Source organism: Streptomyces sp. F63 (genome assembly GCF_018070345.1).
Taxonomy (GTDB): domain Bacteria; phylum Actinomycetota; class Actinomycetes; order Streptomycetales; family Streptomycetaceae; genus Streptomyces.
Map to the genome: position 1 here is coordinate 24,422 of NZ_JAGPXX010000013.1, position 26,598 is coordinate 51,019.

At 72.8% G+C, this 26,598-nt stretch carries 23 protein-coding genes; 19 read left to right on the plus strand and 4 right to left on the minus strand.

Going from position 1 to position 26,598, the window contains the following annotated elements; genetic code table 11:
• Positions 1-77: 77 nt before the first annotated feature.
• The 3 genes from KBZ10_RS15635 (at position 78) to KBZ10_RS15645 (ending at position 2,157) form a co-directional block, all read left to right on the plus strand.
• Entirely contained in the window at positions 78-620 is a 543-nt protein-coding gene (locus KBZ10_RS15635; protein WP_247702444.1) for an SAV_6107 family HEPN domain-containing protein, read from the plus strand.
• 83 nt (positions 621-703) lie between these two features.
• Positions 704-1,483, plus strand: coding sequence for a methyltransferase (locus tag KBZ10_RS15640; RefSeq protein WP_210988251.1), 780 nt, complete (start codon positions 704-706; stop codon positions 1,481-1,483).
• A gap of 275 nt (positions 1,484-1,758) precedes the next feature.
• Complete coding sequence (locus KBZ10_RS15645; protein ID WP_210988252.1) at positions 1,759-2,157, plus strand: DUF3040 domain-containing protein; 399 nt, start codon at positions 1,759-1,761, stop codon at positions 2,155-2,157.
• A gap of 268 nt (positions 2,158-2,425) precedes the next feature.
• On the opposite strand, the gene KBZ10_RS15650 is transcribed toward KBZ10_RS15645, so the two are convergent.
• The 4 genes from KBZ10_RS15650 to KBZ10_RS15665 form a co-directional block, all read right to left on the minus strand.
• Positions 2,426-4,849 carry a DUF3488 and transglutaminase-like domain-containing protein gene (locus KBZ10_RS15650; protein ID WP_210988253.1) on the minus strand — a complete coding sequence of 808 codons (2,424 nt, stop codon included), beginning with the start codon at positions 4,847-4,849 and terminating at the stop codon, positions 2,426-2,428.
• Between the two features lie 27 nt (positions 4,850-4,876).
• Complete coding sequence (locus KBZ10_RS15655) at positions 4,877-6,235, minus strand: DUF58 domain-containing protein (protein ID WP_210988254.1); 1,359 nt, start codon at positions 6,233-6,235, stop codon at positions 4,877-4,879.
• On the minus strand, positions 6,235-7,257 hold the full coding sequence (locus KBZ10_RS15660) for a MoxR family ATPase (RefSeq protein WP_210988255.1): 1,023 nt from the start codon (positions 7,255-7,257) through the stop codon (positions 6,235-6,237). The genes KBZ10_RS15655 and KBZ10_RS15660 overlap by 1 nt, the downstream gene beginning before the upstream one ends.
• Positions 7,258-7,511: 254 nt before the next feature.
• Positions 7,512-8,054 (minus strand): carbonic anhydrase, encoded by a 543-nt coding sequence (locus KBZ10_RS15665; protein ID WP_210988256.1) that lies wholly within the window; start codon positions 8,052-8,054, stop codon positions 7,512-7,514.
• A gap of 358 nt (positions 8,055-8,412) precedes the next feature.
• Here KBZ10_RS15665 and rsmH point away from each other — a divergent pair, with 358 nt between their 5' ends.
• From rsmH to KBZ10_RS15745, 16 genes are all read left to right on the plus strand, one after another.
• Positions 8,413-9,369, plus strand: a complete 957-nt coding sequence (gene rsmH, locus KBZ10_RS15670; RefSeq protein ID WP_210988257.1) for a 16S rRNA (cytosine(1402)-N(4))-methyltransferase RsmH — start codon at positions 8,413-8,415, stop codon at positions 9,367-9,369.
• Entirely contained in the window at positions 9,366-9,851 is a 486-nt protein-coding gene (locus tag KBZ10_RS15675) for a septum formation initiator family protein (RefSeq protein WP_374223362.1), read from the plus strand. Before rsmH ends, KBZ10_RS15675 begins: the two co-directional genes overlap by 4 nt.
• Before the next feature lie 33 nt (positions 9,852-9,884).
• Positions 9,885-11,870 (plus strand): penicillin-binding protein 2, encoded by a 1,986-nt coding sequence (locus KBZ10_RS15680; RefSeq protein WP_210988258.1) that lies wholly within the window; start codon positions 9,885-9,887, stop codon positions 11,868-11,870.
• A gap of 166 nt (positions 11,871-12,036) precedes the next feature.
• The gene (locus KBZ10_RS15685) at positions 12,037-13,860 is read left to right on the plus strand and encodes a UDP-N-acetylmuramoyl-L-alanyl-D-glutamate--2,6-diaminopimelate ligase (protein WP_210988259.1); all 1,824 of its coding nucleotides are present in this window, start codon (positions 12,037-12,039) and stop codon (positions 13,858-13,860) included.
• Between the two features lie 62 nt (positions 13,861-13,922).
• The gene (murF, locus tag KBZ10_RS15690; RefSeq protein WP_210988260.1) at positions 13,923-15,350 is read left to right on the plus strand and encodes a UDP-N-acetylmuramoyl-tripeptide--D-alanyl-D-alanine ligase; all 1,428 of its coding nucleotides are present in this window, start codon (positions 13,923-13,925) and stop codon (positions 15,348-15,350) included.
• Positions 15,347-16,417: a phospho-N-acetylmuramoyl-pentapeptide-transferase gene (gene mraY / locus KBZ10_RS15695; RefSeq protein WP_210988261.1), complete on the plus strand. Its 1,071-nt coding sequence runs from the start codon at positions 15,347-15,349 to the stop codon at positions 16,415-16,417. The genes murF and mraY overlap by 4 nt, the downstream gene beginning before the upstream one ends.
• Positions 16,399-17,850: a UDP-N-acetylmuramoyl-L-alanine--D-glutamate ligase gene (murD, locus tag KBZ10_RS15700; protein ID WP_210988348.1), complete on the plus strand. Its 1,452-nt coding sequence runs from the start codon at positions 16,399-16,401 to the stop codon at positions 17,848-17,850. Before mraY ends, murD begins: the two co-directional genes overlap by 19 nt.
• A gap of 60 nt (positions 17,851-17,910) precedes the next feature.
• Entirely contained in the window at positions 17,911-19,326 is a 1,416-nt protein-coding gene (gene ftsW, locus KBZ10_RS15705) for a putative lipid II flippase FtsW (protein ID WP_210988262.1), read from the plus strand.
• A 6-nt stretch (positions 19,327-19,332) separates the two neighbouring features.
• The gene (gene murG, locus KBZ10_RS15710) at positions 19,333-20,427 is read left to right on the plus strand and encodes an undecaprenyldiphospho-muramoylpentapeptide beta-N-acetylglucosaminyltransferase (protein WP_210988263.1); all 1,095 of its coding nucleotides are present in this window, start codon (positions 19,333-19,335) and stop codon (positions 20,425-20,427) included.
• A 44-nt stretch (positions 20,428-20,471) separates the two neighbouring features.
• The gene (locus KBZ10_RS15715; protein WP_307847465.1) at positions 20,472-21,269 is read left to right on the plus strand and encodes an FtsQ-type POTRA domain-containing protein; all 798 of its coding nucleotides are present in this window, start codon (positions 20,472-20,474) and stop codon (positions 21,267-21,269) included.
• A 239-nt stretch (positions 21,270-21,508) separates the two neighbouring features.
• Positions 21,509-22,729 carry a cell division protein FtsZ gene (gene ftsZ / locus KBZ10_RS15720; RefSeq protein WP_210988264.1) on the plus strand — a complete coding sequence of 407 codons (1,221 nt, stop codon included), beginning with the start codon at positions 21,509-21,511 and terminating at the stop codon, positions 22,727-22,729.
• A 13-nt stretch (positions 22,730-22,742) separates the two neighbouring features.
• Entirely contained in the window at positions 22,743-23,474 is a 732-nt protein-coding gene (gene pgeF / locus KBZ10_RS15725) for a peptidoglycan editing factor PgeF (RefSeq protein WP_307847466.1), read from the plus strand.
• Between the two features lie 2 nt (positions 23,475-23,476).
• Positions 23,477-24,196, plus strand: coding sequence for a YggS family pyridoxal phosphate-dependent enzyme (locus tag KBZ10_RS15730; protein ID WP_210988350.1), 720 nt, complete (start codon positions 23,477-23,479; stop codon positions 24,194-24,196).
• Positions 24,197-24,319: 123 nt separating this feature from the next.
• Positions 24,320-24,940, plus strand: coding sequence for a cell division protein SepF (locus KBZ10_RS15735; RefSeq protein WP_210988266.1), 621 nt, complete (start codon positions 24,320-24,322; stop codon positions 24,938-24,940).
• Positions 24,941-24,999: 59 nt separating this feature from the next.
• Positions 25,000-25,284, plus strand: a complete 285-nt coding sequence (locus KBZ10_RS15740; RefSeq protein WP_030542975.1) for a YggT family protein — start codon at positions 25,000-25,002, stop codon at positions 25,282-25,284.
• Positions 25,285-25,331: 47 nt separating this feature from the next.
• Positions 25,332-26,462 carry a DivIVA domain-containing protein gene (locus KBZ10_RS15745; protein WP_210988267.1) on the plus strand — a complete coding sequence of 377 codons (1,131 nt, stop codon included), beginning with the start codon at positions 25,332-25,334 and terminating at the stop codon, positions 26,460-26,462.
• Positions 26,463-26,598: the final 136 nt, after the last annotated feature.

A 26,598-nucleotide genomic window follows, 5' to 3' on the forward strand; every position in this document is an offset into this window, starting at 1 on the left:
GCCGGATTGTCAGTGGTGTGCCCGACGATATGCGCATACGGCCCCTACAGCCGTTCCGCGACGACAGGAGGTTCGTCATGGCGACCACGTCCGCCGCAGCGCGCCGACGCCGCAGCACCGGGACCATCCCCGCACACGCCGGCCCCCCGGCCGATGTACACCCCGTGGCGCGCCGGGCCGGCGCACCGCCCGAGGCACTGGGCCTGCTGGCCCAGGCCCGTGCCGGGCTGGACGAAGCCGCTGGACTCCGGGAGCCGAACGAGCGGTACGCCACCGCACACCTCGCAGCCCTGCGCACCGCGGCGGCCGTGCTCGCCGTCCGCGGCCGGCCGGAGAGCACCCCGCGCCGCCGGCAGCGGATCCGCAGCGCCTGGGAGGTGCTGCCCGAGGTGGCTCCGGAACTGGCCGAGTGGAGCATGCTGTTCGCCTCCGGCGCCGCCCGCCGGGCCCGCGCCGAGGCGGGCATACGCGACGCGGCGGGCAGCCGCGACGCCGACGATCTGCTGCGCGACGCCGGGATGTTCCTGCGCATCGTGGAGCGGATGCTGGTGCTCCAGCCCGTCCTTCCGCAGGCCCGTGCCATCGAGCCCCGGCAGGAGGCGGAGCCCGACGCGAGCTGAGCGGCAGAGGCAATAGGGTGGAGGGCGCCTGCACCGTCTGCGACCGCCGTCCCCGGCGGTCCCGCGCCGAGGAGTCACCCGCTGTGTCCGACCCGCTGCGCCCCCGAGCGTCTCTCCGCACCGCCGTGGTCTGGGACGTGCTCAGGGAGGCACTGGACCGCCGGATGAAGGCCGCCGGCCCGGGCGGACACGAAGCCCGCCCCGTGCTCGACGTACTGGACACCGGCGGCGGCACCGGCAACTTCGCGGTGCCCGTCGCGCGCCGGGGGCACCGCGTCACCGTCGTCGACCCCAGCCCCAACGCCCTGTTCGCCCTGGAGCGGCGGGCCGCCGAGGCCGGGGTCGCCGACCGCGTGCGCGGAGTCCAGGGCGATGCGCACGGCCTCTTCGACGTGGTCGAGCGGGGCGCCTTCGACGCCGTCCTCTGCCACGGCGTCCTGGAGTACATGGAGGACCCGGCGGAGGGGGTGCGCAACGCCGTCGCGGCCCTCCGCCCGTCCGGCACGCTCAGCCTGCTCGCCGCCGGACTGGGCGGTGCCGTCCTCGCCCGCGCGCTCGCCGGGCACTTCTCCGAGGCACGGCAGGCCCTGGCCGATCCGCACGGACGGTGGGGGGAGGGCGACCCGGTGCCCCGCCGCTTCACCGCGGACCAGTTGACCGCGCTCGTCGCCGACGCGGGGCTGGCCGTCGAAGCGGTGCACGGCGTCCGGGTCTTCGCCGACCTGGTGCCCGGGGCGCTGGTCGACAGCGAGCCCGGCGCCCTGGAAGCCCTCCTCGGGCTGGAGGCGGCCGCCGCCGAGGTCCCCGCCTTCCAGTCCGTGGCCACCCAGCTCCATGTGCTGGGTGAACGCGAGTCGGGCTGAGGCCGTACGGCATACCGTCCGGAGTCGCCCCACTCCGGATGGCACATGCTCTGGGCCACAGCCTCACCCAATCGGAGGCATCGCCCCGTATGATCGAGGGAACACGGTCGGCATCGTCGGACGGGCCGGCAGGGGAGAGTCACCCGGATCCTGACCCGATGTGCCCTCACGTCTGGGAAATGACGCAGGGAGCGGGTTTCACGGGGGCGAATCCCTGCCTATCCTTGAAAGCGTCGCACCCGGTCGCTCCCGCGACCGACGAGTAGGAGGACTCCGTGCCGCTCTCGGAGCACGAGCAGCGCATGCTCGAGCAGATGGAGCGAGCGCTGTACGCCGAAGATCCCAAGTTCGCGACAGCGCTTGAGGGAAGCGGGCTGCGCACGTACACCCGTCGCCGGGTGTACCAGGCGGTCGCGGGTTTTCTGGTGGGTATCGCGCTTCTCATGGCGGGCATGGTCGCCCAGCAGATCTGGATCAGCGTGGTGGGGTTCCTCGTCATGCTCGGGTGCGCCGCGCTCGCCGTCACCAGCTGGCGCAAGGCGCCCCAACCGGGGGAACAGCAGCCGGGCGAGGCCGGCGCCCCGGAACGCCGCAGACAGGGCAGGCAGCGCCGCTCCATGATGAACCGCATCGAGGAGCGCTGGCAGCGCCGCCGCGACGAGCCGGGACACTGACCCGCCGCGAGGCGGCTGAGCCGGGCCACGGGGCCCGGCACGCGGACGCACTCCCCGAGGGGTGACCTCACGCGAGGTCACCCCTCACGTCATGTCCGAGGACCGTTGTTCCCCCTCCCCGGTGCCACCGCCCGGAAGGGCCCCGGGCCCGGGCCACGGCCGTCACCCAGCGCGACGGGTGCCGCTCCTTCGGGAGGGGGACGGACCGGTGCCCGGCGCGGCCCGGGAAGCAGGACCGCCCGTGGCCCGCCTCCGCCCGCTCCAGGACTCAGCCCCGCTGCCGGACGACGGGAATGCGCCGGGAGACCCGCAGCAGAGCCGTGCGCCGAGCGGTGTTCCAGCGCTCGGCCAGCACGGACCATCCGCGCGAGCAGGCCCAGACCACCCGCACCGCCGAGCGCGGCGCGAAGAGGGCCCGCAGCCGCGTCCCCCGCCCGGCCCCGGCGCGCAGGGCCGCCCGTACCCGCCGTACGTCGTCGGGGAGTCCCGGCACGGGGCGCGGCACCGGTGCGTACAGCACCTGCTCGACGGCTCCGGCCACCCTGCGCACCGATGCCGCGGCGGTCTCCTCCAGCCCGCCGGCCGCCACGATCCGCTCGGCGGCCCGGCGCGGAGTCTGCGCGTCGTCGGGCGGCAACCCGTGGTCCCAGGCCGAGTCGATCAGCTCCCGCCAAGCGGCCAGGACGGCTTCGGCCGGGCCCTCCGGCCCCTTGCCCGCCCCGGCGAGCCGGCGTCCGCGCACCCGGGTCCGCCACAGCAGGGGCAGCAGCGGCAGCCCGAGCAGCAGGACGGCCACTCCGGCGGACAGCAGGATCGTGCGCAGCGGCAGTCCGCCCCCGCCGGTGCCGCTTCCGGCATCGGCCGGGGGTTCCCCGCACCCACCGAGGAGCCGCTGGTCCGCCGGGCAGCCCCCCCTGTCGGAGGGGGCGGCCGACGGCTCGGCGGACGCGGCGGTCTCCGGTTCCTGAGGGTCCGTGGTGCCGCTCTCCGGGGTCTCCGGCACGGTGTAGTCGGGCACCGTCCCCCGGGAGGGCGTCGGCTCGAAGCGGACCCAGCCAATGTTCTCGAAGTACAGCTCGGGCCAGGCGTGCGCGTCGCGGAGGCCGACGGACATGGAGCCGTTCGCCTTCGCCGTGCCGGGGGTGAATCCGACCGCCACCCGCGCCGGGATGTCCAGCGTCCGCGCCATGGCGGCCATGGAGAACGAGAAGTGGACGCAGAACCCCTCTTTCTGCTCCAGGAAGTTGGCGATGGCCCGGCTGCCGCTTCCGGCTTCCACCTGGGTGTCGTAGACGAAGCCCCCCTCGGAGGCGAACCAGTCCTGCAGCCGCACCGCCTTGTCGTACGCGGTGCCCGCGCCCCGGGTCACATCACGGGCCGTGCGGGCCACCACCCCGGGCAGCGAGTCCGGCACCTCGGTGTATTCGCGCAGCAGATCCGGGGGTGGCGGGCCGGCTGCCGCCAGCTGCGCCGCGGTGGGCTGCACCAGCAGGCTCGACACCCGGTACTCCGCCCCCCGGGTGGTCTGCCGGCGGTTGCCGACCAGGGTGCGGCCCGCGGGCTCGAAGCTCCAGCGCCCGCCGATCTCCACCCGGGTGGCCGGGTACGGCATGGGCAGCCAGCTCTGCCGGTAGGAATCGGACGCCGAGACGGCGGTGTCGATCCTGGTGGTCGCGACGTCGGGGCTCAGCCCGGCGGGCGGCGGCAGCTCGTCGGGCACCGGGCGTATCGGCCGCTCCGAGGACTTCCAGGACGAGCCGTCGAATTGGTCCAGGGCGACGATTCGCAGGTAGAGGTCCCGGGTGTTCTCCGCGTTCGTCCGATAGGAGAGGACCTCCCGGTTCTCCGGCTGGTTGAGGCTGTTCTGCAGGGAGACCAGCGGGTTCACCGTGGTGATCGTGCCCGCGCCGGGGCCGGCCCCCGCGGTGCCCCGCTGCCCGTCGAGCAGCCCGTCGCCCAGCGAGGGCATGAGAGCGGGCAGCAGCATGGCGATGCCGAGCGTCACCGCGCCGATCCTGCGGCCGGTGCGGAGCGGGGCGGTCGTCCCGCCGCCACCGGGCTCCAGCCCGGCGCCCAGCCGGCTGGGCGCCGGTGGCGCGCCGCTGAAGACCCGGCCCCACTGGGAGAGCCGGTCCCGGCCCTCGGCCAGCAGAAGCAGCAGATAGCCGACCGCCGCGAGCAGGAACCACAGCCAGCGCGAGCCGCCCTGGTCCAGTCCGGCGGCCACGGAGTACAGCGCCAGCAGGGGCAGGCCGGCCGGCGCGGCCGCCCGGTATGTCACCGCCAGCACGTCGACCAGCAGACCGATGGCCAGGACGCCGCCGACCAGCATCAGCCGGATGCCGGGGGTCACGGGTGCCGGTATGGAGTACTCGCCGATGTCCTGCCCGCCCTCCGACAGCAGCATGGCGAACTCGCGGTAGGCATCGGGGCCGGGCAGCAGCCCGGCCACGGCCTGCCCCCGGGCGAAGGACCAGGTCAGCAGGGCCAGCGCCGTCACCAGTTGGGCGAGGACGGTCAGCGGGCGGGGCAGCGGCGCACGGCGCGCCAGCGCACCGGCCCCGGACACGGCCGCCAGCAGGAACGCCGCCTGCAGCAGCCAGGCCGCCTCCTTCACCAGCGGCAGCAGGGAGCAGGCCGCCAGCAGGGTGGCCAGCGCCGCGCTCACCGCGAGCCGTCCGCGTCCGCTCATCGCCGCTCCTCGGTCCGACGCGTCATGTCATGTCTCCGCCCAGCCGCTCGCCGGTGTTCCCGCCCGTGGCCGCTCCGCCGCCCGCCAGAGGCCGGGCAGTGACGCGCCGGGGCCGACGGGCACCACCGACCAGCCGGCCTCGCGCAGCAGCCGCAGCCGGCCCGCGAAGCCTCCGGGATCCGCGGCCGGCGCGCGCGACCAGGCGTCGGTGTCCAGGACGAACGCGACGGCACGGCCGGTACGGTGCCGCATCCGTGCCACCACCGCCGTCTGATCCTCGTCCAGCGCGCCCAGCACGGCCACCAGCAGCCCTTCCTGACCGCCGCGCAGCACGTCGTAGGCGCCGGACAGCCCCGGCTCGTCGGAGTGGTCCACCACCGCGAGGGTGTCCAGGATCAGCCCGGCCGTGTCCGCGGGGTCGCCCGGCGCCCCCGCGCCGCCGTCCATACCGGGCACGGCGTCACCGGTGTCCGTCAGCAACCGTACCGAGAAGCCCCGTTCCACCATGTGGGCCGAGACGGAGGCCGCCGCGGACACGGCCCACTCGAACGCGGAGTCCGGCCCCGCGCCCCGGTGCGCGACGCGGCGGGTGTCGAGCAGCACCGTGCAGCGCGGCTGCTGCGGCTGCTCCTCCCGGCGCACCATCAGCTCGCCGTAGCGGGCGGTGGAACGCCAGTGCACCCGGCGCAGATCGTCCCCGTGCCGGTAGCCGCGGGGGATGACGTCGTCCTCACCGGCCAGTGCGAGCGAACGGTGCCGCCCCTCGCCGTAACCGGGTGTGTCCGCGGAGAGCCTGACCGGTGGCAGCGGGTCCGTGCGCGGCACCACGGTCAGGACGTCGCGGGCGCTGAACGCCCGGGTCAGCTCGCACATCCCGAACGGATCGGTGAGCCGCAGCTGGAGCGGCCCGAGCGGGTACCGGCCGCGCAGATCGGAACGGACCCGGTACGACACCTCGCGCCGCCCGCCCGGTTCCACCCGGTCCAGGACGAACCGGGGGCGCGGCCCGAGGACGTACGGCACCCCGTCCTGCAGCATCAGCAGCCCCGTGGGCAACCGGGAGACGTTGTCGATCCGCAGGTGCACCCGCGCCTCCGAGCCGGCCGGAACGCGCGCGGGAGCCAGCCGCCGGCTGCCCGCCACCCGGTAGCGGGTGCGGTACAGCACCGCGACGGACACCAGCGGCAGAACGGAGAGGAGTAGCCCGACCCGCAGCAGGTCGTCCTGGCCCAGCACGTAGCTGCACGCGGCGGCGGCGAAACCGGCGGCCAGGAAGGAACGCCCCCGGGTGGTCAGCCCGGCCAGCGCGCTCCGCAGCGTGCCCCGGTCCTCCCCGTCCTCCCCGTTGTCCGCGGGCACCGCGGCCCGGCCCGGCGCGGCGGACATCACAGCCCCCGGAGGCCCGGCGGCCGGCCCGGCGGAGTCCGGCGCCACTGCTGCGCGGAGGGGTCGGGAACGGCGGTCTGCCGCAGGATGTCGGCGACGACCTGCTCGGACGTGCGCCGCCCCAGCTGTGCCTGGGCGGTCGGCAGCAGCCGGTGCGCGAGCACCGGAACGGCCAGCGCCTGCACGTCGTCCGGCAGGGCGTAGTCCCGGCCGTGGAGCGCGGCCGACGCCTTCGCGGCCCGCAGCAGATGGAGCGTCGCACGCGGCGAGGCGCCCAGCCGCAGCTCGGGGTGGTTGCGGGTGGCCGCCACCAGATCGACGGTGTAGCGCCGGACGGAGTCCGCGACGTGCACGGTGTGGACGGCGTCGATCAGTTTCACGATGTCATGAGCGTGCGCCACCGGCTGCAGGTCGTCGAGCGGCGAGACACCGCCGTGCACGTCCAGCATCTCCAACTCGGCTTCGGCGCTGGGATAGCCGATCGACACCCGGGCCATGAAGCGGTCCCGCTGCGCCTCCGGCAGCGGGTAGGTGCCCTCCATCTCGACCGGGTTCTGGGTGGCCACCACCATGAACGGGCTGGGCAGCTCGTAGGTCTGCCCGTCCGCGGTGACCTGCCGTTCCTCCATTGACTCCAGCAGGGCCGACTGGGTCTTCGGCGAGGCGCGGTTGATCTCGTCACCGATCACGATCTGGGCGAAGATCGCGCCGGGCTTGAACTCGAAGTCCCGCCGCTGCTGGTCGAAGACGCTCACCCCGGTGATGTCGGAGGGCAGCAGGTCGGGAGTGAACTGGATGCGCCGCACCGAGCAGTCGATCGACCGCGCCAGCGCCTTCGCCAGCATGGTCTTGCCGACGCCGGGTACGTCCTCGATGAGCAGATGCCCCTCGGCGAGCAGCACGGTCAGCGAGAGCCGTACGACCTCCGGCTTGCCCTCGATCACGTTCTCCACCGATTGGCGCACACGCTCCGCCGTGGTGGTCAGATCAGTGAGGCTCGCTCGATCGTCATAGGTCGTCACCCAGCCCTCCTCGGCCCGTTCTCCGGGCCGGCGCACCCCTCGGCGGGCCGGCCACACGTCACACGCGCGTCATACGCGCACACCGCGCCCGGCGTTCGCCGGTGGCGGTGCCACACTGCGCATTCTTGCCGCCCTCGCCGCTTCGCGTCACACGCCTGTGGACAACCCGGGGCCATTTGTCGCCATGTGTCCCGGATTGTCGGTCCGGGCCGGATGGCCCCGGGTGTCCTCACGCGCGCGTTCGCGGGCCGGGCTCAGGAGGCCGGCGCCGCGGGGTCGATCTCCCGCAGCAGCCCGGTCGTCACGTCGAAGACGAACCCGCGGACGTCGCGGGTGTCGACGAGGAACGGCGAGGTGCGGACCCGTGCCATCGACTGGCGCACATCCTGGTCGACGTCCCGGAAGGCCTCCACGGCCCAGTTCGGACGCTGGCCGACCTCCATCTCCAGGTCGTGGCGGAACTCCTCGGTGAGACTCTCCAGGCCGCAGTTGGTGTGGTGGACCAGAGCGATGCTGCGGGTCCCCAGGGCGCGCTGGCTGATGGTCAGTGAACGAATCGTGTCATCGGTGACCACGCCACCCGCGTTGCGGATGGTGTGGGCGTCACCCAGCTCCAGGCCGAGGGCGGCGTGCAGGTCCAGCCGGGCGTCCATGCACGCCACCACGGCGACCTTCTGGACGGGCCGGGCGTCCATGCCCGGGTCGGTGAACCCGGCGGCGTACTTGCGGTTGGCGGCGACCAGCCGGTCGATGACGTGGTCAGCGGCGGGGCGGGGCGCGGGCGCAGATGTCGACATACTCCGACGTTATCCGGCGCGCCGGGCGGCGGCCCGCTGTGAGAAGGGGGCAAAGCCGTCCAACGGGCCGGATGTGAGCGGATCCACACTCCCCGCGGGCGGCCCGCGGATGCCGGGAACCGGTGCCCGCGCGGCGCGCAGGCCCGTTGATTGACCCCGGGAGGGAGTGGACTAAAGTGACGCGAAGTGGGAGGCGCGGAGCTCCCTCGGACCGAAAATCCCCGCGCGCGTGGCCTGTACGTACGGCTCGGCCTCCTCCCGCTCCCCGGTCGGCTGACGCTCCTTCCCCGGTGCCAGCGGCTCGCAGAGCGGGCGGGGACCCGGCCGTGTGTACGGCGGCGCCGATCTGAGAGGGCGCATGAGCGAGACCCGACATGTCCCGGTGATGCTCCAGCGGTGCCTGGACCTGTTGGCCCCGGCCCTGGCGGAGCCCGGCGCCGTGGCCGTCGACTGCACCCTCGGCCTCGGCGGGCACAGCGAGGCCCTGCTGAACACCTTCCCCGGCGTCCGGCTCGTCGGGCTCGACCGCGACCCGGTGGCGCTGAGGCTCGCGGGCGAGCGGCTCGCCCCCCACGCGGACCGCGCCACCCTGGTGCACGCGGTCTACGACGAGCTTCCCGAGGTGCTGGACCGGCTCGGCATCCCGCGCGTGCAGGGCGTCCTCTTCGACCTCGGGGTCTCCTCCATGCAGCTGGACGAGGCCGAACGCGGGTTCGCCTACGCCCAGGACGCCCCGCTCGACATGCGGATGGACCAGACGGCCGGCATGAGCGCGGCCGAGGTGCTCAACACCTATCCGCCCGGGGACCTGGTCCGCATCCTGCGGACCTACGGCGAGGAGAAGTTCGCCCGGAAGATCGTGGACGCCGTTGTCAAGGCCCGTGCCGAGGAGCCCTTCACCAACAGCGCCCGTCTCGTGGAGCTGATCCGGAACGCTCTGCCGCAGGCGGCGAAGCGCACGGGCGGCAACCCGGCCAAGCGCACCTTCCAGGCGCTGCGCATCGAGGTCAACGGCGAGCTGCCGGTCCTCGAACGTGCGATCCCCGCCGCGGTGTCCCGGCTCGCCGTTGGCGGCCGGATCGCCGTCCTGTCGTACCACTCGCTGGAAGACCGGCTGGTCAAGCAGGTGTTCGCCGCCGGAGCCGGCAATACGGCGCCCCCCGGCCTCCCTGTCGTCCCCGAGCAGTACCAGCCGCGGCTGAGGCTCCTCACCCGCGGCGCGGAACTGCCCGGCGACGAGGAGCTCGCGGAGAACAAGCGCGCCGCGCCCGCCCGGCTGCGCGGCGCCCAGCGGATCAGGGAGGACCACCGGTGAAGCGGCCCCTCCGCGGCAGGGCGGCCCGGCTGGCGCGCCTGATGCCGGCCGGCCGGAGCACGGCGGCCCGCACCCCGTTCGTCCTCCTGGTCGTGCTGCTGCTCGCCGGCGGGCTGATCAGCCTGCTCCTCCTCAACGCCTCCCTCAACCAGGGCTCCTTCCGGCTCAGCGAGCTGAAGAAGGAGACCACCGAACTGACGGACCAGCAGCAGGCCCTGCAGCAGGAGGTCGACGCCTTCACGGCGCCCGACGCACTGGCGGAGCGCGCCCGCGAGCTCGGCATGGTCCCCGGCGGCAGCCCGGTGTTCCTCTACCCGGACGGCACCGTGCGCGGAGTCCCCTCCGAGGCAGCCGCCCCGCCGTCCCCGGTGCCGAGCCCTTCCGGCGCCTCGGACTCCCCCGGCGCCGCGGGGCTCTCCGAGCTCTCCGGGCCGGCGGACGCGCTGCTCCCGGATCCGTCCGCTCACCACCCCGGCGGCTGACCGCCCGTACCCCCGCACCGGAAAGGCCAGCGCATGAGCGACCCCCAGCAGCCGCGCCGGCGAGTGCCCGGCCCCGCCGCCTCCGGCGGTCGCCGGCCGGGACCGGCGGGGAGGGCCCCACGGCCGGGCGGTGCCGGAAGCCGCGGGCCGGGCGTCTCCGGACGCGGCCCGCGCCCCGGCCGTCCGGCGCAGCGGCCGATCCGGCTCGGCAGCCCCCGGCCCCGCCTCCGCCTGATCAGCCTCACCCTGACCCTCGTCATGCTGGCGTTCACGGTCCGCCTGCTGCAGGTGCAGGCCGTGGAGGCCGACACCTACGCGGCCAAGAGCCGGGTCAACCGGTACATCACCCACGAGATCGCGGCCGAGCGCGGCTCCATCACCGACCGTTCCGGCGGTGAGCTGGCCACCACCGTCGATGCCTACGACATCATCGGCGACCCCTATCTGTTCGCCCCGGAGCAGAGCGGGAGCCGGGACGCCCCCGAACGGGCGGCCGCACTCCTCGCGCCGATCCTCGGGCAGGACGAGGACGGGCTGGCGGAGAAGCTCTCCGCGGGGGGTTCCCGCTACGCGGTCCTGGCCCGACGCCAGTCCCCGCAGGTCTGGCAGCAGATCAAGGACCTCAGGGACGGTTTCGCCGAGAAGGCCGGCTCGGGCGGCGAGCCGAACCCGCTGGCCGGGATCTACGAGGAGCCGCACAGCAAGCGGGTCTACCCCAACCGGGAACTGGCCGCCGGGATACTGGGCTTCGTGAACGCCGAGGGCAGGGGCGGCGGCGGTCTGGAGGCCAAGCTCGACAAGGAACTGGCCGGGGAGCCCGGCAAGATCACCTATGCCCACTCCGGCGGCCGGAGGGTGCCCACCGAGAGTGCCCGGGAGCAGCCCGCCGTCCCGGGCTCCGACGTCCGGCTGACCATCGACCGGGATCTCCAGTGGGCCGCGCAGCAGGCCATCACCGAGCGGGTCGCCAAGTCGGGCGCGCAACGCGGCTACGTCGTCGTCCAGGACACCCGGACCGGTGAGATCCTGGCCCTGGCCAACGCTCCCGGGTTCGACCCGAATGACATCTCCACGGCCCGCACGGGCCTCGGCAATCCGGCGCTTCAGGACGCCTACGAGCCCGGCAGCACCAGCAAGGTGATGTCGATGGCCGCCGTCCTGGAGGAGGGCGCCGCCACCCCCCGGACCCATGTGACGGTGCCCAACCGGCTGCACCGGGCCGACCGGCTCTTCGCCGACGACGTCGACCACCCCACCTGGTATCTGACGCTCAACGGCGTGCTGGCCAAGTCCAGCAACCTCGGCACGATCCTCGCCGTCGAACAGCTCGGCACCACGCAGAAGGAGGCCAACAAGGTCCTCCATTCCTATCTGCGGAAGTTCGGCGTCGGCCGGCCCACCGGCCTCGGCTACCCCGGAGAGACCCCGGGCATCCTGGCGAAGCCGGAGGACTGGAGCGCTTCGCAGCAGTACACGATCCCGTTCGGCCAGGGGCTCTCGGTCAATGCCGTCCAGGCCGCCTCGATCTACTCGACGATCGCCAACGGCGGGGTGCGCGTGCAGCCCACGCTCGTCCGCGGCACCACCGGCCCGGACGGCCGCTTCACCCCGGCGCCCAAGCCCGGGACCACCCGTGTCATCAGTGAGAAGACCGCCAGGACCCTGGCGAGGATGCTGGAGTCCGTCGTCGGCAGCGAGGAGGGGACGGGCACCAAGGCACGGATCCCCGGCTACCGCGTCGCGGGCAAGACCGGTACCTCCAACCGGGTGGACCCGGACACCGGCCGCTACAACGGTTACACCGCCTCCTTCGCGGGATTCGCACCCGCGGACAAACCCAGGATCACCGTCTACTGCGCCGTCCAGGACCCGGACCCGGCCAAGGGAAGCTATTTCGGCGGGCAGACCTGCGGTCCCGTCTACAAGAAGGTCATGGAATTCGCGCTGAAGAGCCTCAAGGTGGCCCCCACCGGAGCCGAACCGGCGAAACTGCCGGTGCTCTTCGACCCGCGCGGCTGAACGCGCGCCGGAACCGGGCGAATCACGCGGACCGGCGCACCACAGGACGGGACAACGGGGAAGAAGAGCCGAGACCGGAAGAACCGGATGGCAGCCCGGAAAGCCGGGATGCCCCCGGAAGCCCCGGAAGTCCCAGAAACCGAACAAAAGATTGAGGCCGGATCCCGTGACGTCGATCACCCCGGGCGGCAAGGAGCGGAATGCCTCCCACCCCTTGTTTCGCGACCGGCCCGGTGGGCCGGGTACGCTCACCGCCGTGCCACATGCTGATCAGTCCCACACCCCGTCCCCCGACGCGCCGCCGGCGGAAGAGACCCCGAGGCGGGTCCCCGCAAGCCACCCGGGGGCGCCACGCCCCGAACGGGTCCACCCGACGCCGGTCGCGAAGCTGGCGGATCAGCTGGGTGCCGAGGTCCCGCCGGGCGCCGCCGACGTGGCGGTCACGGGCATCACCCACGACTCCCGCGCGGTGCGCCCCGGCGACATCTACGCCGCGCTCGCCGGAGCCCGCCTGCACGGTGCCGACTTCGCCGGCCAGGCGGCCGGCCTCGGCGCCGCGGCCGTCCTCACCGACCCGTCGGGTGCCGAGCGGGCGGCCGCCACCGGCCTCCCGGTCCTCGTCGTGGACGACCCCCGCGGCCGGATGGGCGAACTGGCCGTCACCGTCTACGGCGACCCGGGCCGCGACCTGCTCCAGATCGGCATCACCGGCACCTCCGGCAAGACCACCACCGCCTACATGATCGACGGCGGTCTCCGGGCCGCGGCCGCCGCCCGCCGGCAGCACGGGGCAACCGGCGCGGAGGCCGCGCGCGAGGAGGGCGGCGGAGCCCCCGAACCCACGGGTCTCATCGGCACCGTCGAGTCCCGTATCGGCGACGAGCGCATCAAGAGCGAGCGCACCACCCCGGAGGCCACCGACCTCCAGGCCCTCTTCGCCGTGATGCGCGAGCGCGGTGTCCGCTCGGTCACCATGGAGGTCTCCAGTCACGCCCTGGTCCTCGGGCGGGTCGACGGCTGCGTGTTCGACGTCGCCGTCTTCAACAACCTCAGCCCCGAACACCTGGACTTCCATGCGGACATGGAGGACTACTTCCGGGCCAAGGCGCAGTTGTTCACCGCCCGCCGCAGCCGCGCCGGCGTCGTCAATCTCGACGACGAGTACGGCCGCCGCCTGCTCCACGAGTCCGAGGTCCCGGTCACGTCCTTCTCCGCGGAGGGCCACCCGGACGCCGACTGGCGCGCCGAGGAGATCGAGGTCGGCCCGCTCGGCTCCACCTTCACCGCCGTCGGCCCCAAGGGCGAGTCGGTGCGGGCGGCCGCGCCGCTGCCGGGCCCGTTCAACGTCGCCAACGCCCTGGCCGCGATCACGGCCCTCGTCGTGGCCGGTGTCGATCCGCAGACCGCGGCCGACGGTGTCGCGGGGATCCCCGGGGTCCCCGGCCGGCTGGAGCGGGTCGACGAGGGGCAGCCGTATCTCGCCCTCGTCGACTACGCGCACAAGCCCGATGCCGTGGAGTCCGTCCTCCGTGCGGTCCGCCGGGTCACCGACGGCAGGATCCACGCGGTGCTCGGCTGCGGCGGCGACCGCGACCCGCACAAGCGCCGCCCGATGGGCGCGGCTCTGGCCAGGCTCTCCGACACCGCCGTGCTCACCTCCGACAACCCGCGCTCCGAGGACCCCCTCGCCATCCTCGCCGTGATGCTGACCGGTGCTTCCGAGGTCCCGGTCCACGAGCGCGGCGACGTCCTGCTGCACGCCGACCGCGCCGAGGCCATCGCCGCAGCCGTCGACCGGGCCGAGCCCGGCGACGCGGTGCTGGTCCTCGGCAAGGGGCACGAACAGGGCCAGCACATCGCGGGCGTGGTCCGCGCCTTCGACGACCGCGAGGTGCTGGGCGAGGCCATCCGCGCCCGTGCCGCCGCGGAGCGCGCCACCCCGGCGGAAGCCGGCGGCGCGCTCCCTCCGCACTCCACCGACCAGGGATGACAGACCGCCATGCGCGCACACGCCTTCACCCGGCAGCCGTCCGGCCCCCGTGGGGGTGACCGGTGATCGATCTCTCGCTCGCCGAGATCACCGCCGTCGTCTCGGGCCGGCCGCACGACATACCGGACCCCGGCGCCCGGGTCACCGGCTCCGTCGAGATCGACTCGCGGAAGGCGGGCCCCGGCGGCCTGTTCGCCGCGTTCGCCGGTGAGAACGTGGACGGCCACGACTTCGCGCGGCAGGCCGTCGAGCAGGGCGCGGTCGCCGTCCTCGCCGCCCGGCCCGTCGGCGTCCCGGCGATCGTCGTCGACGACGTCACGGCGGCGCTCGGCGCGCTGGCCCGCGAGGTCGTCCGGCGCCTGGGCGCCACCGTCGTCGCGCTGACCGGCTCGGCCGGCAAGACGAGCACCAAGGACCTGCTCGCCCAGCTCCTGCAGCGGATCGGTCCCACGGTCTGGCCGCCCGGTTCCCTCAACAACGAGATCGGGCTGCCGCTGACCGCCCTGCGCGCCGAGGCGGCGACCCGTCACCTCGTTCTGGAGATGGGCGCCCGCGGCAAGGGACACATCCGGTATCTCGCGGAGCTCACCCCGCCGCGGGTCGGGATGGTGCTCAACGTCGGGACCGCGCACGTCGGCGAGTTCGGAGGCAAGGCGCAGATCGCCGAGGCGAAGGGCGAACTGGTGGAGGCGCTGCCCCCGGCCGCGGAGGGCGGCCTCGCCGTCCTCAACGCCGACGACCCGCTGGTACGGGCCATGGCGGACCGCACCCGGGCCCGCGTCGTCCTGTTCGGTGAGTCCGCCGACGCCGAGGTCCGGGCCGAGGACGTCCGCCTCACGGACACCGGACAGCCCGCCTTCACACTTCGCACCCCCACCGGGTGCAGTGCCGTGACCCTGCGGCTGTACGGTGAGCACCACGTGTCGAACGCGCTTGCCGCGGCCGCCGTCGCCCATGAGTTGGGCATGCCTGCCGACGAGATCGCCACCGCGCTCTCCGAGGCCGGCCAGCTCTCCCGCTGGCGCATGGAGGTCACCGAGCGCCCGGACGGCGTGACGGTCGTCAACGACGCCTACAACGCGAACCCCGACTCCGTGCGGGCGGCGCTCCGTGCGCTCGTCGCCATGGGCAAGGGGCGTCGTACGTGGGCCGTGCTCGGTGAGATGGCGGAGCTCGGGGAGGAGTCGCTCGCCGAGCACGACGCGGTCGGGCGGCTGGCCGTCCGACTCAACGTCAGCAAGCTTGTGGCGGTCGGGGGCCGGGAGGCCGCCTGGCTCGACATGGGTGCCAAGAACGAGGGTTCGTGGGGTGAGGAGTCGGTGCACGTGTCCGACGCACGGGCGGCGGTCGACCTTATGCGCAGAGAACTGCGCCCGGGAGACGTCGTGCTGGTGAAGGCGTCCCGTTCGGTGGGGCTGGAGCGGGTGGCGCAGGAGCTGCTCGCCGACGGCGGCGCGGCCGCGGGCGAGGGTGAGGTCGCCGGCCGATGAGGCAGATCCTCTTCTCCGGAGTCATCGGGCTCTTCCTGACCCTGGTCGGCACTCCGCTGCTGATCAAACTCCTGGCCAGCAAGGGCTACGGGCAGTACATCCGGGACGACGGCCCGCGCGGGCACCACGGCAAGCGCGGCACTCCCACCATGGGTGGCATCGCCTTCATCCTGGCCACGCTCATCGCGTACGCCCTCACCAAGGTGATCACCGCGGAGAACCCCACCTTCTCGGGTCTCCTGGTGCTCTTCCTGATGGCGGGCATGGGCCTGGTGGGCTTCCTGGACGACTACATCAAGATCGTCAAGCAGCGGAGCCTCGGTCTGCGCGCCAAGGCGAAGATGGCCGGCCAGCTGATCGTCGGCATCGCCTTCGCGATCCTGTCGCTCAACTTCGCGGACGGCCGGGGCCAGACACCGGCCTCCGACAAGCTGTCCTTCACCCAGGACTTCGGCTGGTCGCTCGGCCCGGTCATCTTCGTGATCTGGGCGCTGTTCATGATCCTCGCGATGTCGAACGGCGTGAACCTGACCGACGGCCTCGACGGCCTGGCCACCGGCGCCTCCGTGATGGTCTTCGGCGCCTACACCTTCATCGGCGTCTGGCAGCACCAGGAGTCCTGCGCCTACGCCGAGCGGCTCACCAACCCCGCCGCCTGCTTCGAGGTCCGTGACCCGCTGGACCTGGCCGTGGTGGCCTCCGCCCTGATGGGCGCCTGCTTCGGCTTCCTGTGGTGGAACACCTCGCCCGCCAAGATCTTCATGGGCGACACCGGTTCGCTGGCCCTCGGCGGCGCGCTCGCCGGCCTGGCGATCGTCTCCCGCACGGAACTCCTGCTCGCCCTGCTCGGCGGCCTCTTCGTCCTGATCACGATGTCCGTCGTCATCCAGGTCGGCTCCTTCCGGCTCACCGGGAAGCGGGTCTTCCGGATGGCGCCGCTCCAGCACCACTTCGAGCTCAAGGGCTGGAGTGAAGTGCTGGTCGTGGTCAGATTCTGGATCATCCAGGGCATGTGCGTGATCGTCGGCCTCGGTCTCTTCTACGCGGGCTGGGCGGCGGGCAAGTGAACTGGGCCGGCACCCGTGTCACCGTCGCCGGACTCGGTGTCTCCGGGGTCCCCGCAGCGCGCGTGCTGCGGGGCCTCGGCGCCCGGGTCACCGTGGTCAACGACGGCGACGACGAACGGTCGCGGCAGCAGGCCGCCGGACTGGAGGCGCTCGGCGTCACGGTCCGCCTCGGTGACGGCGCCACCCTCCCCGAGGGCACCGAACTCGTCGTCACGGCCCCCGGCTGGCCGCCCGGCAAGCCCCTCTTCCGGGCCGCGGCCGAGGCCGGCGTCCCGGTCTGGGGCGATGTGGAACTGGCCTGGCGCCTGCGGGGCCCGGACGCCGCGCCCTGGCTCGCCGTCACCGGCACCAACGGCAAGACCACGACGGTCCGTATGCTCGCCGCGATCCTGGAGGCCGCCGGGCTGCGCACCGCCGCCGTCGGCAACATCGGCGTACCCGTCCTGGACGCCGTCCTCGCCGAGCAGGAGGCGGGCGCCGTGCCGTACGACGTGCTGGCCGTCGAACTCTCCAGCTACCAGTTGCACTGGGCGCCCAGCCTGCGCGCGCACTCGGCCGCCGTCCTCAACCTGGCGCCCGATCACCTCGACTGGCACGGCTCGATGGAGGCGTACGCCGCCGACAAGGGCCGGATCTATCAGGGCAACACGGTCGCCTGCGTCTACAACGCGGCCGACAAGGCCACCGAGGAGCTGGTCCGCGCCGCCGACGTGGCCGAGGGCTGCCGCGCCGTCGGTTTCACCCTCGGCCCGCCGGCGCCCTCCCAGCTCGGCGTCGTCGACGGCATCCTCGTCGACCGCGCTTTTGTGAGGGACCGTCAGAATCAGGCCCGGGAGCTGGCCGAGGTCTCCGACGTCGACCCCCCGGTCCCGCACAATGTCGCCAACGCCCTCGCCGCCGCGGCCCTGGCCCGCGCCTACGGCGTCGAGCCGCGCGCCGTACGGGACGGCCTGCGGGCGTTCCGGCCCGAGCCGCACCGCATCGCCCGGGTCGCGGAGGTGGGCGGCGTCACGTACATCGACGACTCCAAGGCGACCAACACGCATGCCGCCGAGGCCTCCCTGACGGCCTACGACCCCGTCGTCTGGATCGCCGGCGGCCTCGCCAAGGGGGCCACCTTCGACGAGTTGGTGGCGGCGGCCTCCCGGCGGCTGCGCGGGGTTGTCCTGATGGGCGCGGACCGGGCTCTCATCCGCGAAGCCCTGTCGCGACACGCCCCGGATGTCCCGGTCGCCGACCTCGACCGGACCGACACTGGGGCGATGGCGGCGGCGGTCCGGGAAGCGGCGGCGCTCGCCCGGCCGGGAGACACCGTTCTGCTGGCCCCCGCCTGCGCCTCGATGGACATGTTCGTCAACTACGGCAAGCGCGGCGAGGCTTTCGCCGAAGCCGTACGCGACCTCGGGGCCGGCCATGGGGGACAGGGACGCTGACCGGGCTGCCCCCTGTGCCCGACCGGCCGCCCGGCACCCGGCAGCCCGACTGGAGGGGACATGACGGCCGAGCGGCCCCGCATCCCGACCCGTGAACGCGCCACGGCCCGGCCCCGCCCGGCACGGTCCGGCGCCGCGGGCCGGAGCCGCCCCGCGGCGTCCCGTCCCGTACCCGGCCGGGCCCCGTCCGGGGGCTTCCGCGCGGTGCGCGGGCTGCGGCACCTGAGAGCCCGCCTGTTGCGGGCCTGGGACCGCCCGCTGACGGCCTATTACCTGATTCTGGGCAGCGGGCTGCTGCTGACCGTGCTGGGGCTGGTCATGGTCTTCTCCGCCTCCCAGATCCAGGCCCTCCGCTCCGACCTCCCCTCCACGTACTTCTTCGGCAAGCAACTGCTGGCCGCCGGCATCGGCGCGGGCCTGCTCCTGCTGGCCTCCCGTATGCCGGTGCGGCTGCACCGTGCCCTGGCGTACCCGCTGCTCGCCGTCTGCCTGGTGCTGCTGGTCCTGGTGCAGGTCCCCGGTGTCGGGCACGCGGTGAAGGGCAATCAGAACTGGATCCAGCTCGGCGGCCCGTTCCAGCTCCAGCCCAGCGAGTTCGGCAAACTGGCACTCGTCCTCTGGGGTGCGGACCTGCTCGCGCGCAAGCGGGAGAGGAAGCTGCTGGCCCAGTGGAAGCACCTGCTGGTGCCGCTGGTTCCGGTGGCCTTCCTGGTGCTCGGACTCATCATGCTCGGTGGCGACATGGGCACGGCCATCATCCTCACCGCGATCCTCTTCGGCCTGCTCTGGCTGGCCGGTGCCCCCACCCGGCTGTTCGCGGGGGTGCTCGCCGTCGCCGGGCTCATCGGGGCCCTGCTCATCGGAACGAACCGCAACCGGATGGCCCGGCTGGAATGCATCGGTGCCACCGACCCCGGCCCGCAGGACCAGTGCTGGCAGGCCGTCCACGGGATATACGCTCTGGCCAACGGCAACTGGTTCGGGGCCGGTCTCGGCGCCAGTGTGGAGAAGTGGGGCGAACTACCCGAACCACACACCGACTTCATCTTCGCCGTGACAGGGGAGGAACTCGGCCTGGCGGGGACGCTGTCGGTGCTCGCTCTCTACGCGGCTCTAGGCTATGCGGGTATCCGCGTGGCCGGACGCACGGAGGACCCCTTCGTCAGGTATGCCGCGGGAGGTGTGACCACCTGGATCACGGCCCAGGCCGTGGTCAACATCGGTGCGGTGCTCGGTCTGCTGCCGATCGCCGGAGTCCCGCTCCCGCTGGTCTCCTACGGGGGATCGGCCCTGCTGCCGACGATGTTCGCCATCGGGCTGATGATCGCGTTCGCGCGCAGTGAGCCCGCTGCCCGGGCGGCCCTGGCCATGCGGCAGCCTCGGCTGAGGCAGTTTTACCCGGGGAAGCGGCTCGCCCGGGCGAGAAGGAACACGATGAGACGGCGTGCGGAGCGGCCGCCGTCCGGAGAGCGGTGAATTTCGGTGCATGTCGTACTCGCCGGTGGGGGGACCGCCGGCCACATCGAGCCCGCGCTCGCCCTCGCGGATGCCCTGCGGAGGCACGACCCGGCCGTGGGCATCACGGCCCTGGGCACGGAGCGCGGACTCGAGACCCGGCTCGTACCCGAGCGGGGCTACGAACTCGGGCTGATCCCGGCCGTACCGCTGCCGCGCAAGCCCACACCGGAACTGATCACCGTTCCCGGCCGGCTGCGCGGCACCATCAAGGCCGCGGAGCAGATCCTGGAACGCACCAAGGCGGACTGCGTGGTCGGCTTCGGCGGCTACGTCGCGCTGCCCGGGTACCTCGCGGCCAAGCGGCTGGGGGTGCCGATCATCGTCCACGAGGCCAACGCGCGCCCCGGTCTCGCCAACAAGATCGGCTCGCGGTACGCCGCGGCCGTCGCGGTGAGCACCCCGGACAGCAAGCTGCGCGGCGCCCGTTACGTCGGTATCCCGCTGCGCCGCTCCATCGCCACCCTCGACCGGGCGGCGGCCCGTCCGGAGGCCCGCGCCGCGTTCGGTCTGGACCAGAACCTCCCCACCCTGCTGGTGTCCGGCGGATCGCAGGGCGCGCGGCGGCTGAACGAGGTGGTGCAGACGGTGGCTCCGGCGCTCCAGCGCGCGGGCGTCCAGATCCTGCACGCGGTGGGCCCCAAGAACGAACTGCCGCGGGCCGACAACATGCCCGGAATGCCGCCGTACCTTCCCGTCTCGTACCTGGACCGGATGGATCTGGCCTACGCGGCGGCCGACATGATGCTGTGCCGCGCGGGAGCGATGACCGTCGCCGAACTCTCGGCCGTCGGCCTGCCCGCTGCCTATGTGCCGCTGCCCATCGGCAACGGCGAACAGCGGCTCAACGCCCAGCCGGTGGTCAAGGCGGGCGGCGGACTGCTCGTGGACGATGCCGAACTGACGCCCGAGTGGGTGCAGCAGCAGGTGGTCCCGGTGCTCACCGACTCCTACCGGCTGCACGAGATGTCGCGCGCGGCCGCCGACTTCGGCCGGCGGGACGCCGACGAACTGCTGGTCGGCATGGTCCACGAGGCGATCGCCGCACACAGGGCCGGCTGACGGCCCCGGAGAACAGCGCGTACGGCGCGGGAAAGCAGGGGAGCGTGGCCGGACAGACGACCACCCGGCGCGGCGGCGGGCTGTCGCCGTCCGGCCCGCCCCCGGCTCCCTCCGGGCAGGAGCGCAGGCACCGGTGGCGCCCGCGCCCCGACCGGCTCGTCTTCTGGACGCTGGGTCTCGCCCTGTTCGCGGCGGGAGCCTTCTGGGTTCTCCATGGCTCGCCCTGGGTGCGGGTGGAACGTGTGACGGTGGAGGGCACCGGCGTCCTGACCCGGGACGAGGTCCGCCGGGCCGCGGCCGTGCCGCGCGGTGCCCCTCTCGTCTCCGTGGACGCCGACGCGGTCGCCGACCGGCTGCGGAGAAAACTCCCGCGCATCGACTCCGTTGCTGTCGTACGGTCATGGCCGCATGAAGTCGGTCTGAAGGTGACCGAGCGAAAATCCGCGGTGCTTATCGAAAAGGGCGGAAAGTTCATCGAAGTGGACGATGAGGGTGTGCTTTTCGCCACGGTGGCCCAGCCGTCCAGGGGTGTGCCGCTGCTGGAAATGAAGGCCGCCGGGTCGCCGAGCCGGCACCGTTTCGGTGCGGAGCGGCTGCGGCGGGAGGCGGCCGGTGTCGCGGCCGGACTGCCTGCCCCCATTCACCGGGAGACCCGCGCCGTCCTGGTCCGTTCCTATGACTCCATCACCCTGGAACTCACGGGTGGCCGGACCGTGGCCTGGGGTTCGCCCGAGCGCTCGGAACAGAAGGCGAAGACTCTGCTGGCTTTGCTGAAAACCGCCCGTGGAGCGGGGCACTTCGATGTGAGCGCTCCCGGCGCCCCGGCCGTCTCGGGGAGTTGACCGCCGCTCACCCGGCCCGCACCCTGGTGCTCCACCTCTGTGCGCGATCACATAGGGTGAAAAGAAAAGCGGGAGGTTCGGCGTGTTCGTTGAACGCGCGGCGCTTGTCGACTTAGTGTCTCGTTCGAAGGCTCCAAGGGGCAGACACACTGGTAACCCTAAACTTCACGGTTAGGGTTCGGGTCGGCACTTCGAACCGGCCCTCAGGCATACGTAACTCGAGGCGAGAGGCCTTCGACGTGGCAGCACCGCAGAACTACCTCGCAGTCATCAAGGTCGTCGGTATCGGCGGCGGTGGCGTCAACGCCATCAACCGGATGATCGAGGTCGGTCTCAAGGGCGTCGAGTTCATCGCGATCAACACGGACGCGCAGGCCCTGCTGATGAGCGACGCGGACGTCAAACTCGACGTCGGCCGTGAGCTCACCCGGGGCCTCGGCGCCGGCGCCAACCCCGACGTCGGCCGCAAGGCGGCCGAGGACCACCGCGAGGAGATCGAGGAGGTCCTCAAGGGGGCCGACATGGTCTTCGTCACCGCGGGCGAGGGCGGTGGCACGGGCACCGGCGGCGCCCCCGTGGTCGCCGGCATCGCCCGCTCCCTGGGTGCCCTGACCATCGGCGTGGTCACCCGCCCCTTCACCTTCGAGGGACGGCGTCGCGCGAACCAGGCCGAGGACGGCATCGCCGGCCTGCGCGACGAGGTCGACACCCTCATCGTGATCCCCAACGACCGGCTGCTGTCGATCTCCGACCGCCAGGTCAGCGTGCTCGACGCCTTCAAGTCCGCGGACCAGGTCCTGCTGTCGGGTGTCCAGGGCATCACCGACCTCATCACCACCCCGGGGCTCATCAACCTCGACTTCGCGGATGTGAAGTCCGTGATGTCCGAGGCCGGTTCGGCGCTCATGGGGATCGGCTCGGCGCGCGGCGACGACCGCGCGGTGGCCGCCGCCGAGATGGCGATCTCCTCGCCGCTGCTGGAGGCGTCCATCGACGGCGCCCGCGGGGTGCTGCTCTCCATCTCCGGTGGCTCGGACCTCGGCCTGTTCGAGATCAACGAGGCCGCGCAACTGGTCAGTGAGGCGGCCCACCCCGAGGCCAACATCATCTTCGGCGCGGTCATCGACGACGCCCTCGGCGACGAGGTCCGGGTCACCGTCATCGCGGCCGGGTTCGACGGCGGCCAGCCGCCGTCCAAGAGCCAGAGCCGCGACAAGGTGCTGGGCTCCTACGGGTCCCGCGAGGAGACCTCCGCGCCCGCCCCGGTGGAGAGCGGCCGCCCTTCCTTCGGCGCACTCGGCAGCGTTGCCCCCTCCCGCGAGGAGGAGCCCGAGCCGGCCGAGACCGCCCCGGTCGCCGACGTCCCCTCGCCGCCGGTCGCGTCCCCGCAGGTGCCCCCGGCCCGTCCGTACTCGGACAGCCAGGCCGAGGAGCTCGATGTGCCGGACTTCCTCAAGTAGCCGTGGCGCACACGTGATAGGGGAACAGTACGAGACGGGCGGCGCCCGCTTCGCCTTCACCGACCGGTGGGGCGGAGTGAGCGCCGCTCCGTATGCCGAGCTGAATCTCGGCGGCGCGGTCGGCGACGACCCCGCGGCCGTCCGCAAGAACCGCGAACTCGCCGCGGAGTCGCTGGGCCTCGCGGCGGAGCGGGTGGTCTGGATGAACCAGGTGCACGGCCCGGACGTGGCCGTTGTCGACGGCCCCTGGGACGCCGCGGCCGACGACGCCGTCGACGCGGTCGTGACCGCCCGTCGCGGGCTCGCCCTCGCGGTGCTCACCGCCGACTGCGTCCCGGTCCTGCTGGCCGACCCGGTCGCGGGGGTCGCGGGTGCTGCCCACGCGGGCCGCCCCGGTCTCGCGGCGGGCGTGGTCCCGGCGCTGGTCGGGGCCATGGTGCGGCTCGGCGCCGAGCCCTCGCGGCTCGTCGCGCACACCGGCCCCGCGATCTGCGGCCGTTGCTACGAGGTTCCGGAGACGATGCGGGACGAGGTCGCCGCCGTGGTTCCCGGGGCCCGGGCCGTCACGGCGTGGGGCACCCCCGCCCTCGACGTGCCGGCCGGAGTCCGGGCCCAGCTGGCCGGGCTCGGGGTGGAGCGCACGGTGTCGTCGGGTGTCTGCACCCGCGAATCCGCGGATTACTTCTCGTACCGGGGCGAGCGCACCACCGGGCGCCTGGCCTCCTATGTCTGGTTGGACGGATGAGCGTGACCGACCGCAGGGCCGAACTGGCCGCCAATCTCGGACGGGTGGAGGAGCGCATCGCCACCGCCTGTGCCGCGGCGGGCCGGAAGCGGGAGGAGGTGACCCTGATCGTGGTCACCAAGACCTACCCGGCCTCGGATGTGCGGCTCCTCGCCGGCCTGGGCGTCCGGCACGTCGCGGAGAACCGGGATCAGGACGCCGCGCCGAAAGCGGCCGAATGTGCGGATCTGCCGCTTACTTGGCATTTTGTGGGTCAGTTGCAGACCAACAAAGCCCGTTCCGTGGTTGGTTATGCCGATGTGGTGCATTCCGTTGACCGCCTCAAGCTCGTCAACGCGCTGTCCGGTGCCGCGGTCCGGGCCGGCCGTGAACTGGGCTGCCTCATCCAGGTCGCGCTCGACGCCGGAGCGGGCGACGCGGCCGGCCGGGGTGGTGCCGCGCCGGACGCGGTACCGGAGTTGGGGGACGCGATCGCGGCCGCCGAAGGTCTGCGGCTCGACGGGGTGATGACCGTGGCGCCGCTCGCCGGCCCCTACGCCGGGCGTCAACGGGCCGCGTTCGAGCGGCTGGTGGACATCTCATCGGGCCTGCGGGCGCGCCATCCTGCTGCGAACATGGTCTCGGCGGGTATGAGTACGGACCTCGAGGACGCCATCGGGGCCGGAGCGACACATGTGCGCGTCGGTACTGCGGTACTCGGAGTCAGGCCCGGCCTCCGGTAACGTCGCCAAGAAGTCGGACCACAGCAGAAAATATGGTCGGTTCCGCCCCCGGCGGGCGGGCCGAGTGGATCCAGGGCGGCCGGTTGACGGAGCCGATCCACCACAGAGCGGAGGACGCAGAACATGGCCGGCGCGATGCGCAAGATGGCGGTCTACCTCGGCCTCGTGGAGGACGATGGGTACGACGGCCGGGGATTCGACCCCGATGACGAGTTCGAGCCCGAGCCGGAGCCCGAGCGGGCGCACCGGCAGCACCAGCCGCATCACGCGGACCGCATGGAACGGGGCGAACCGGACGAACCGGTCAGAGCCGCCCAACCTCCCGCTCAGCGTGAACCCGTGGCCGCCGCGGCCGAAAGCGGACGTCCCGCCCGTATCGCCCCCGTGGCATCCATCACACCCGAACGTCAGAGCCTGGAGAAGAGCGCACCGGTGATCATGCCCAAGGTCGTGTCCGAGCGTGAGCCCTACCGCATCACGACGCTCCACCCCCGGACCTACAACGAGGCCCGTACCATCGGGGAACACTTCCGTGAGGGCACTCCGGTGATCATGAATCTGACGGAGATGGACGACACCGACGCGAAGCGACTTGTCGACTTCGCGGCCGGTCTGGTCTTCGGCCTGCATGGCAGCATTGAGCGGGTGACGCAGAAGGTGTTCCTCCTGTCGCCTGCTAACGTCGATGTCACGGCGGAGGACAAAGCCCGTATCGCAGAGGGTGGGTTCTTCAACCAGAGCTGAGACGCAACAACCGGCCGAACGGCCCGAGACGAAGTGCAAGGGGAGAGGGAAGCGCGGGGATGGACATCGCACTGCAGGTGATCTACATCGCGCTGATGTGCTTCCTGATTGTGCTGATTTTCCGGTTGGTCATGGATTATGTCTTCCAGTTCGCCCGGTCGTGGCAACCCGGCAAGGCGATGGTGGTGGTCCTGGAAGCGACCTACACTGTGACCGATCCGCCACTCAAGCTTCTGCGGCGGTTCATTCCGCCGCTGCGTCTCGGGGGCGTGGCGCTCGACCTGTCCTTCTTCGTACTGATGATCATCGTCTACATCCTGATCTCCGTCGTGAGGCAGCTGTGAACGATACGGTCTTGCCGATATGCCGACGACTACGTTGAGGTGAAGAGATGCCGTTGACCCCTGAGGACGTTCGGAACAAGCAGTTCACGACCGTCCGCCTCCGAGAGGGCTATGACGAGGACGAGGTCGATGCCTTCCTCGACGAGGTCGAAGCCGAGCTGACCCGGCTGCTGCGCGAGAACGAGGACCTGCGGGCCAAGCTCGCCGCCGCGACGCGCGCCGCCGCCCAGAACCAGCAACAACAGGGCATGCGCAAACCCCCGGAACAGCAGGAGAGGCCCGGCGGGCCGGTGCCCGCCGCCATATCGGGCCCGCAGCCGGTGCCGCCGCAGCAGATGGGCCCGCCCCAGCTGCCCGGTGGAGCACCCCAGCTGCCCGCAGGCCCCGGTGGCCACGGCCCGCAGGGCGGCCCCGGTATGCACGGCCCCGGCCCGATGCAGGGTGGTCCCGGTCACATGGGCGGTCCGATGGGCGGCCCCGGCGGCCCCGGCGGCCCCGGCCAGCACATGCAGCAGCACCAGGGCCCCGGTGGCCACATGGGCCACGGCCCGGGTCCGGGCGGTCCCGGTGGTCCCGGCGGCGACGGCGGTGCCGCGCGCGTGCTGTCACTCGCGCAGCAGACCGCGGACCAGGCGATCGCGGAGGCCCGTTCCGAGGCCAACAAGATCGTTGGTGAGGCCCGCAGCCGTGCCGAGGGCCTGGAGCGGGACGCGCGCGCCAAGGCCGACGCCCTGGAGCGGGACGCCCAGGAGAAGCACCGCGTCGCGATGGGCTCGCTGGAGTCCGCGCGTGCCACGCTGGAGCGCAAGGTCGAGGACCTGCGCGGCTTCGAGCGGGAGTACCGCACCCGTCTGAAGTCGTACCTGGAGAGCCAGCTGCGCCAGCTGGAGAACCAGGCCGACGACTCGCTGGCCCCGCCGCGCAGCGCCCCGGCGGCCCCGTCGCTTCCGCCGTCCCCCTCGATGGCCGGCGCCGGTTCGATGGGCGGGCACTCCATGGGCAACCAGTCCATGGGCGGCCCCTCGGGAGGCAACGGCGGTCCGTCCTACGGAGGCCAGCAGCAGATGTCGCCGGCCATGACGCAGCCGATGGCACCGGTGCGGCCCCAGGGTCCGTCGCCGATGCAGCAGGCGCCGTCGCCGATGCGCGGCTTCCTCATCGACGAGGACGACAACTGACCGCGGCGCCTTAGGGCGCGCGTACGTCGGCGTATCACAGGGCCGGGCCCGGAGGAGTCCTCCGGGCCCGGCCCTGTGTGCGTCTCCGGTTTCCGGCGGGGCGGCCGGCGGAGGGCGGGGTGACATCGCTCACTCC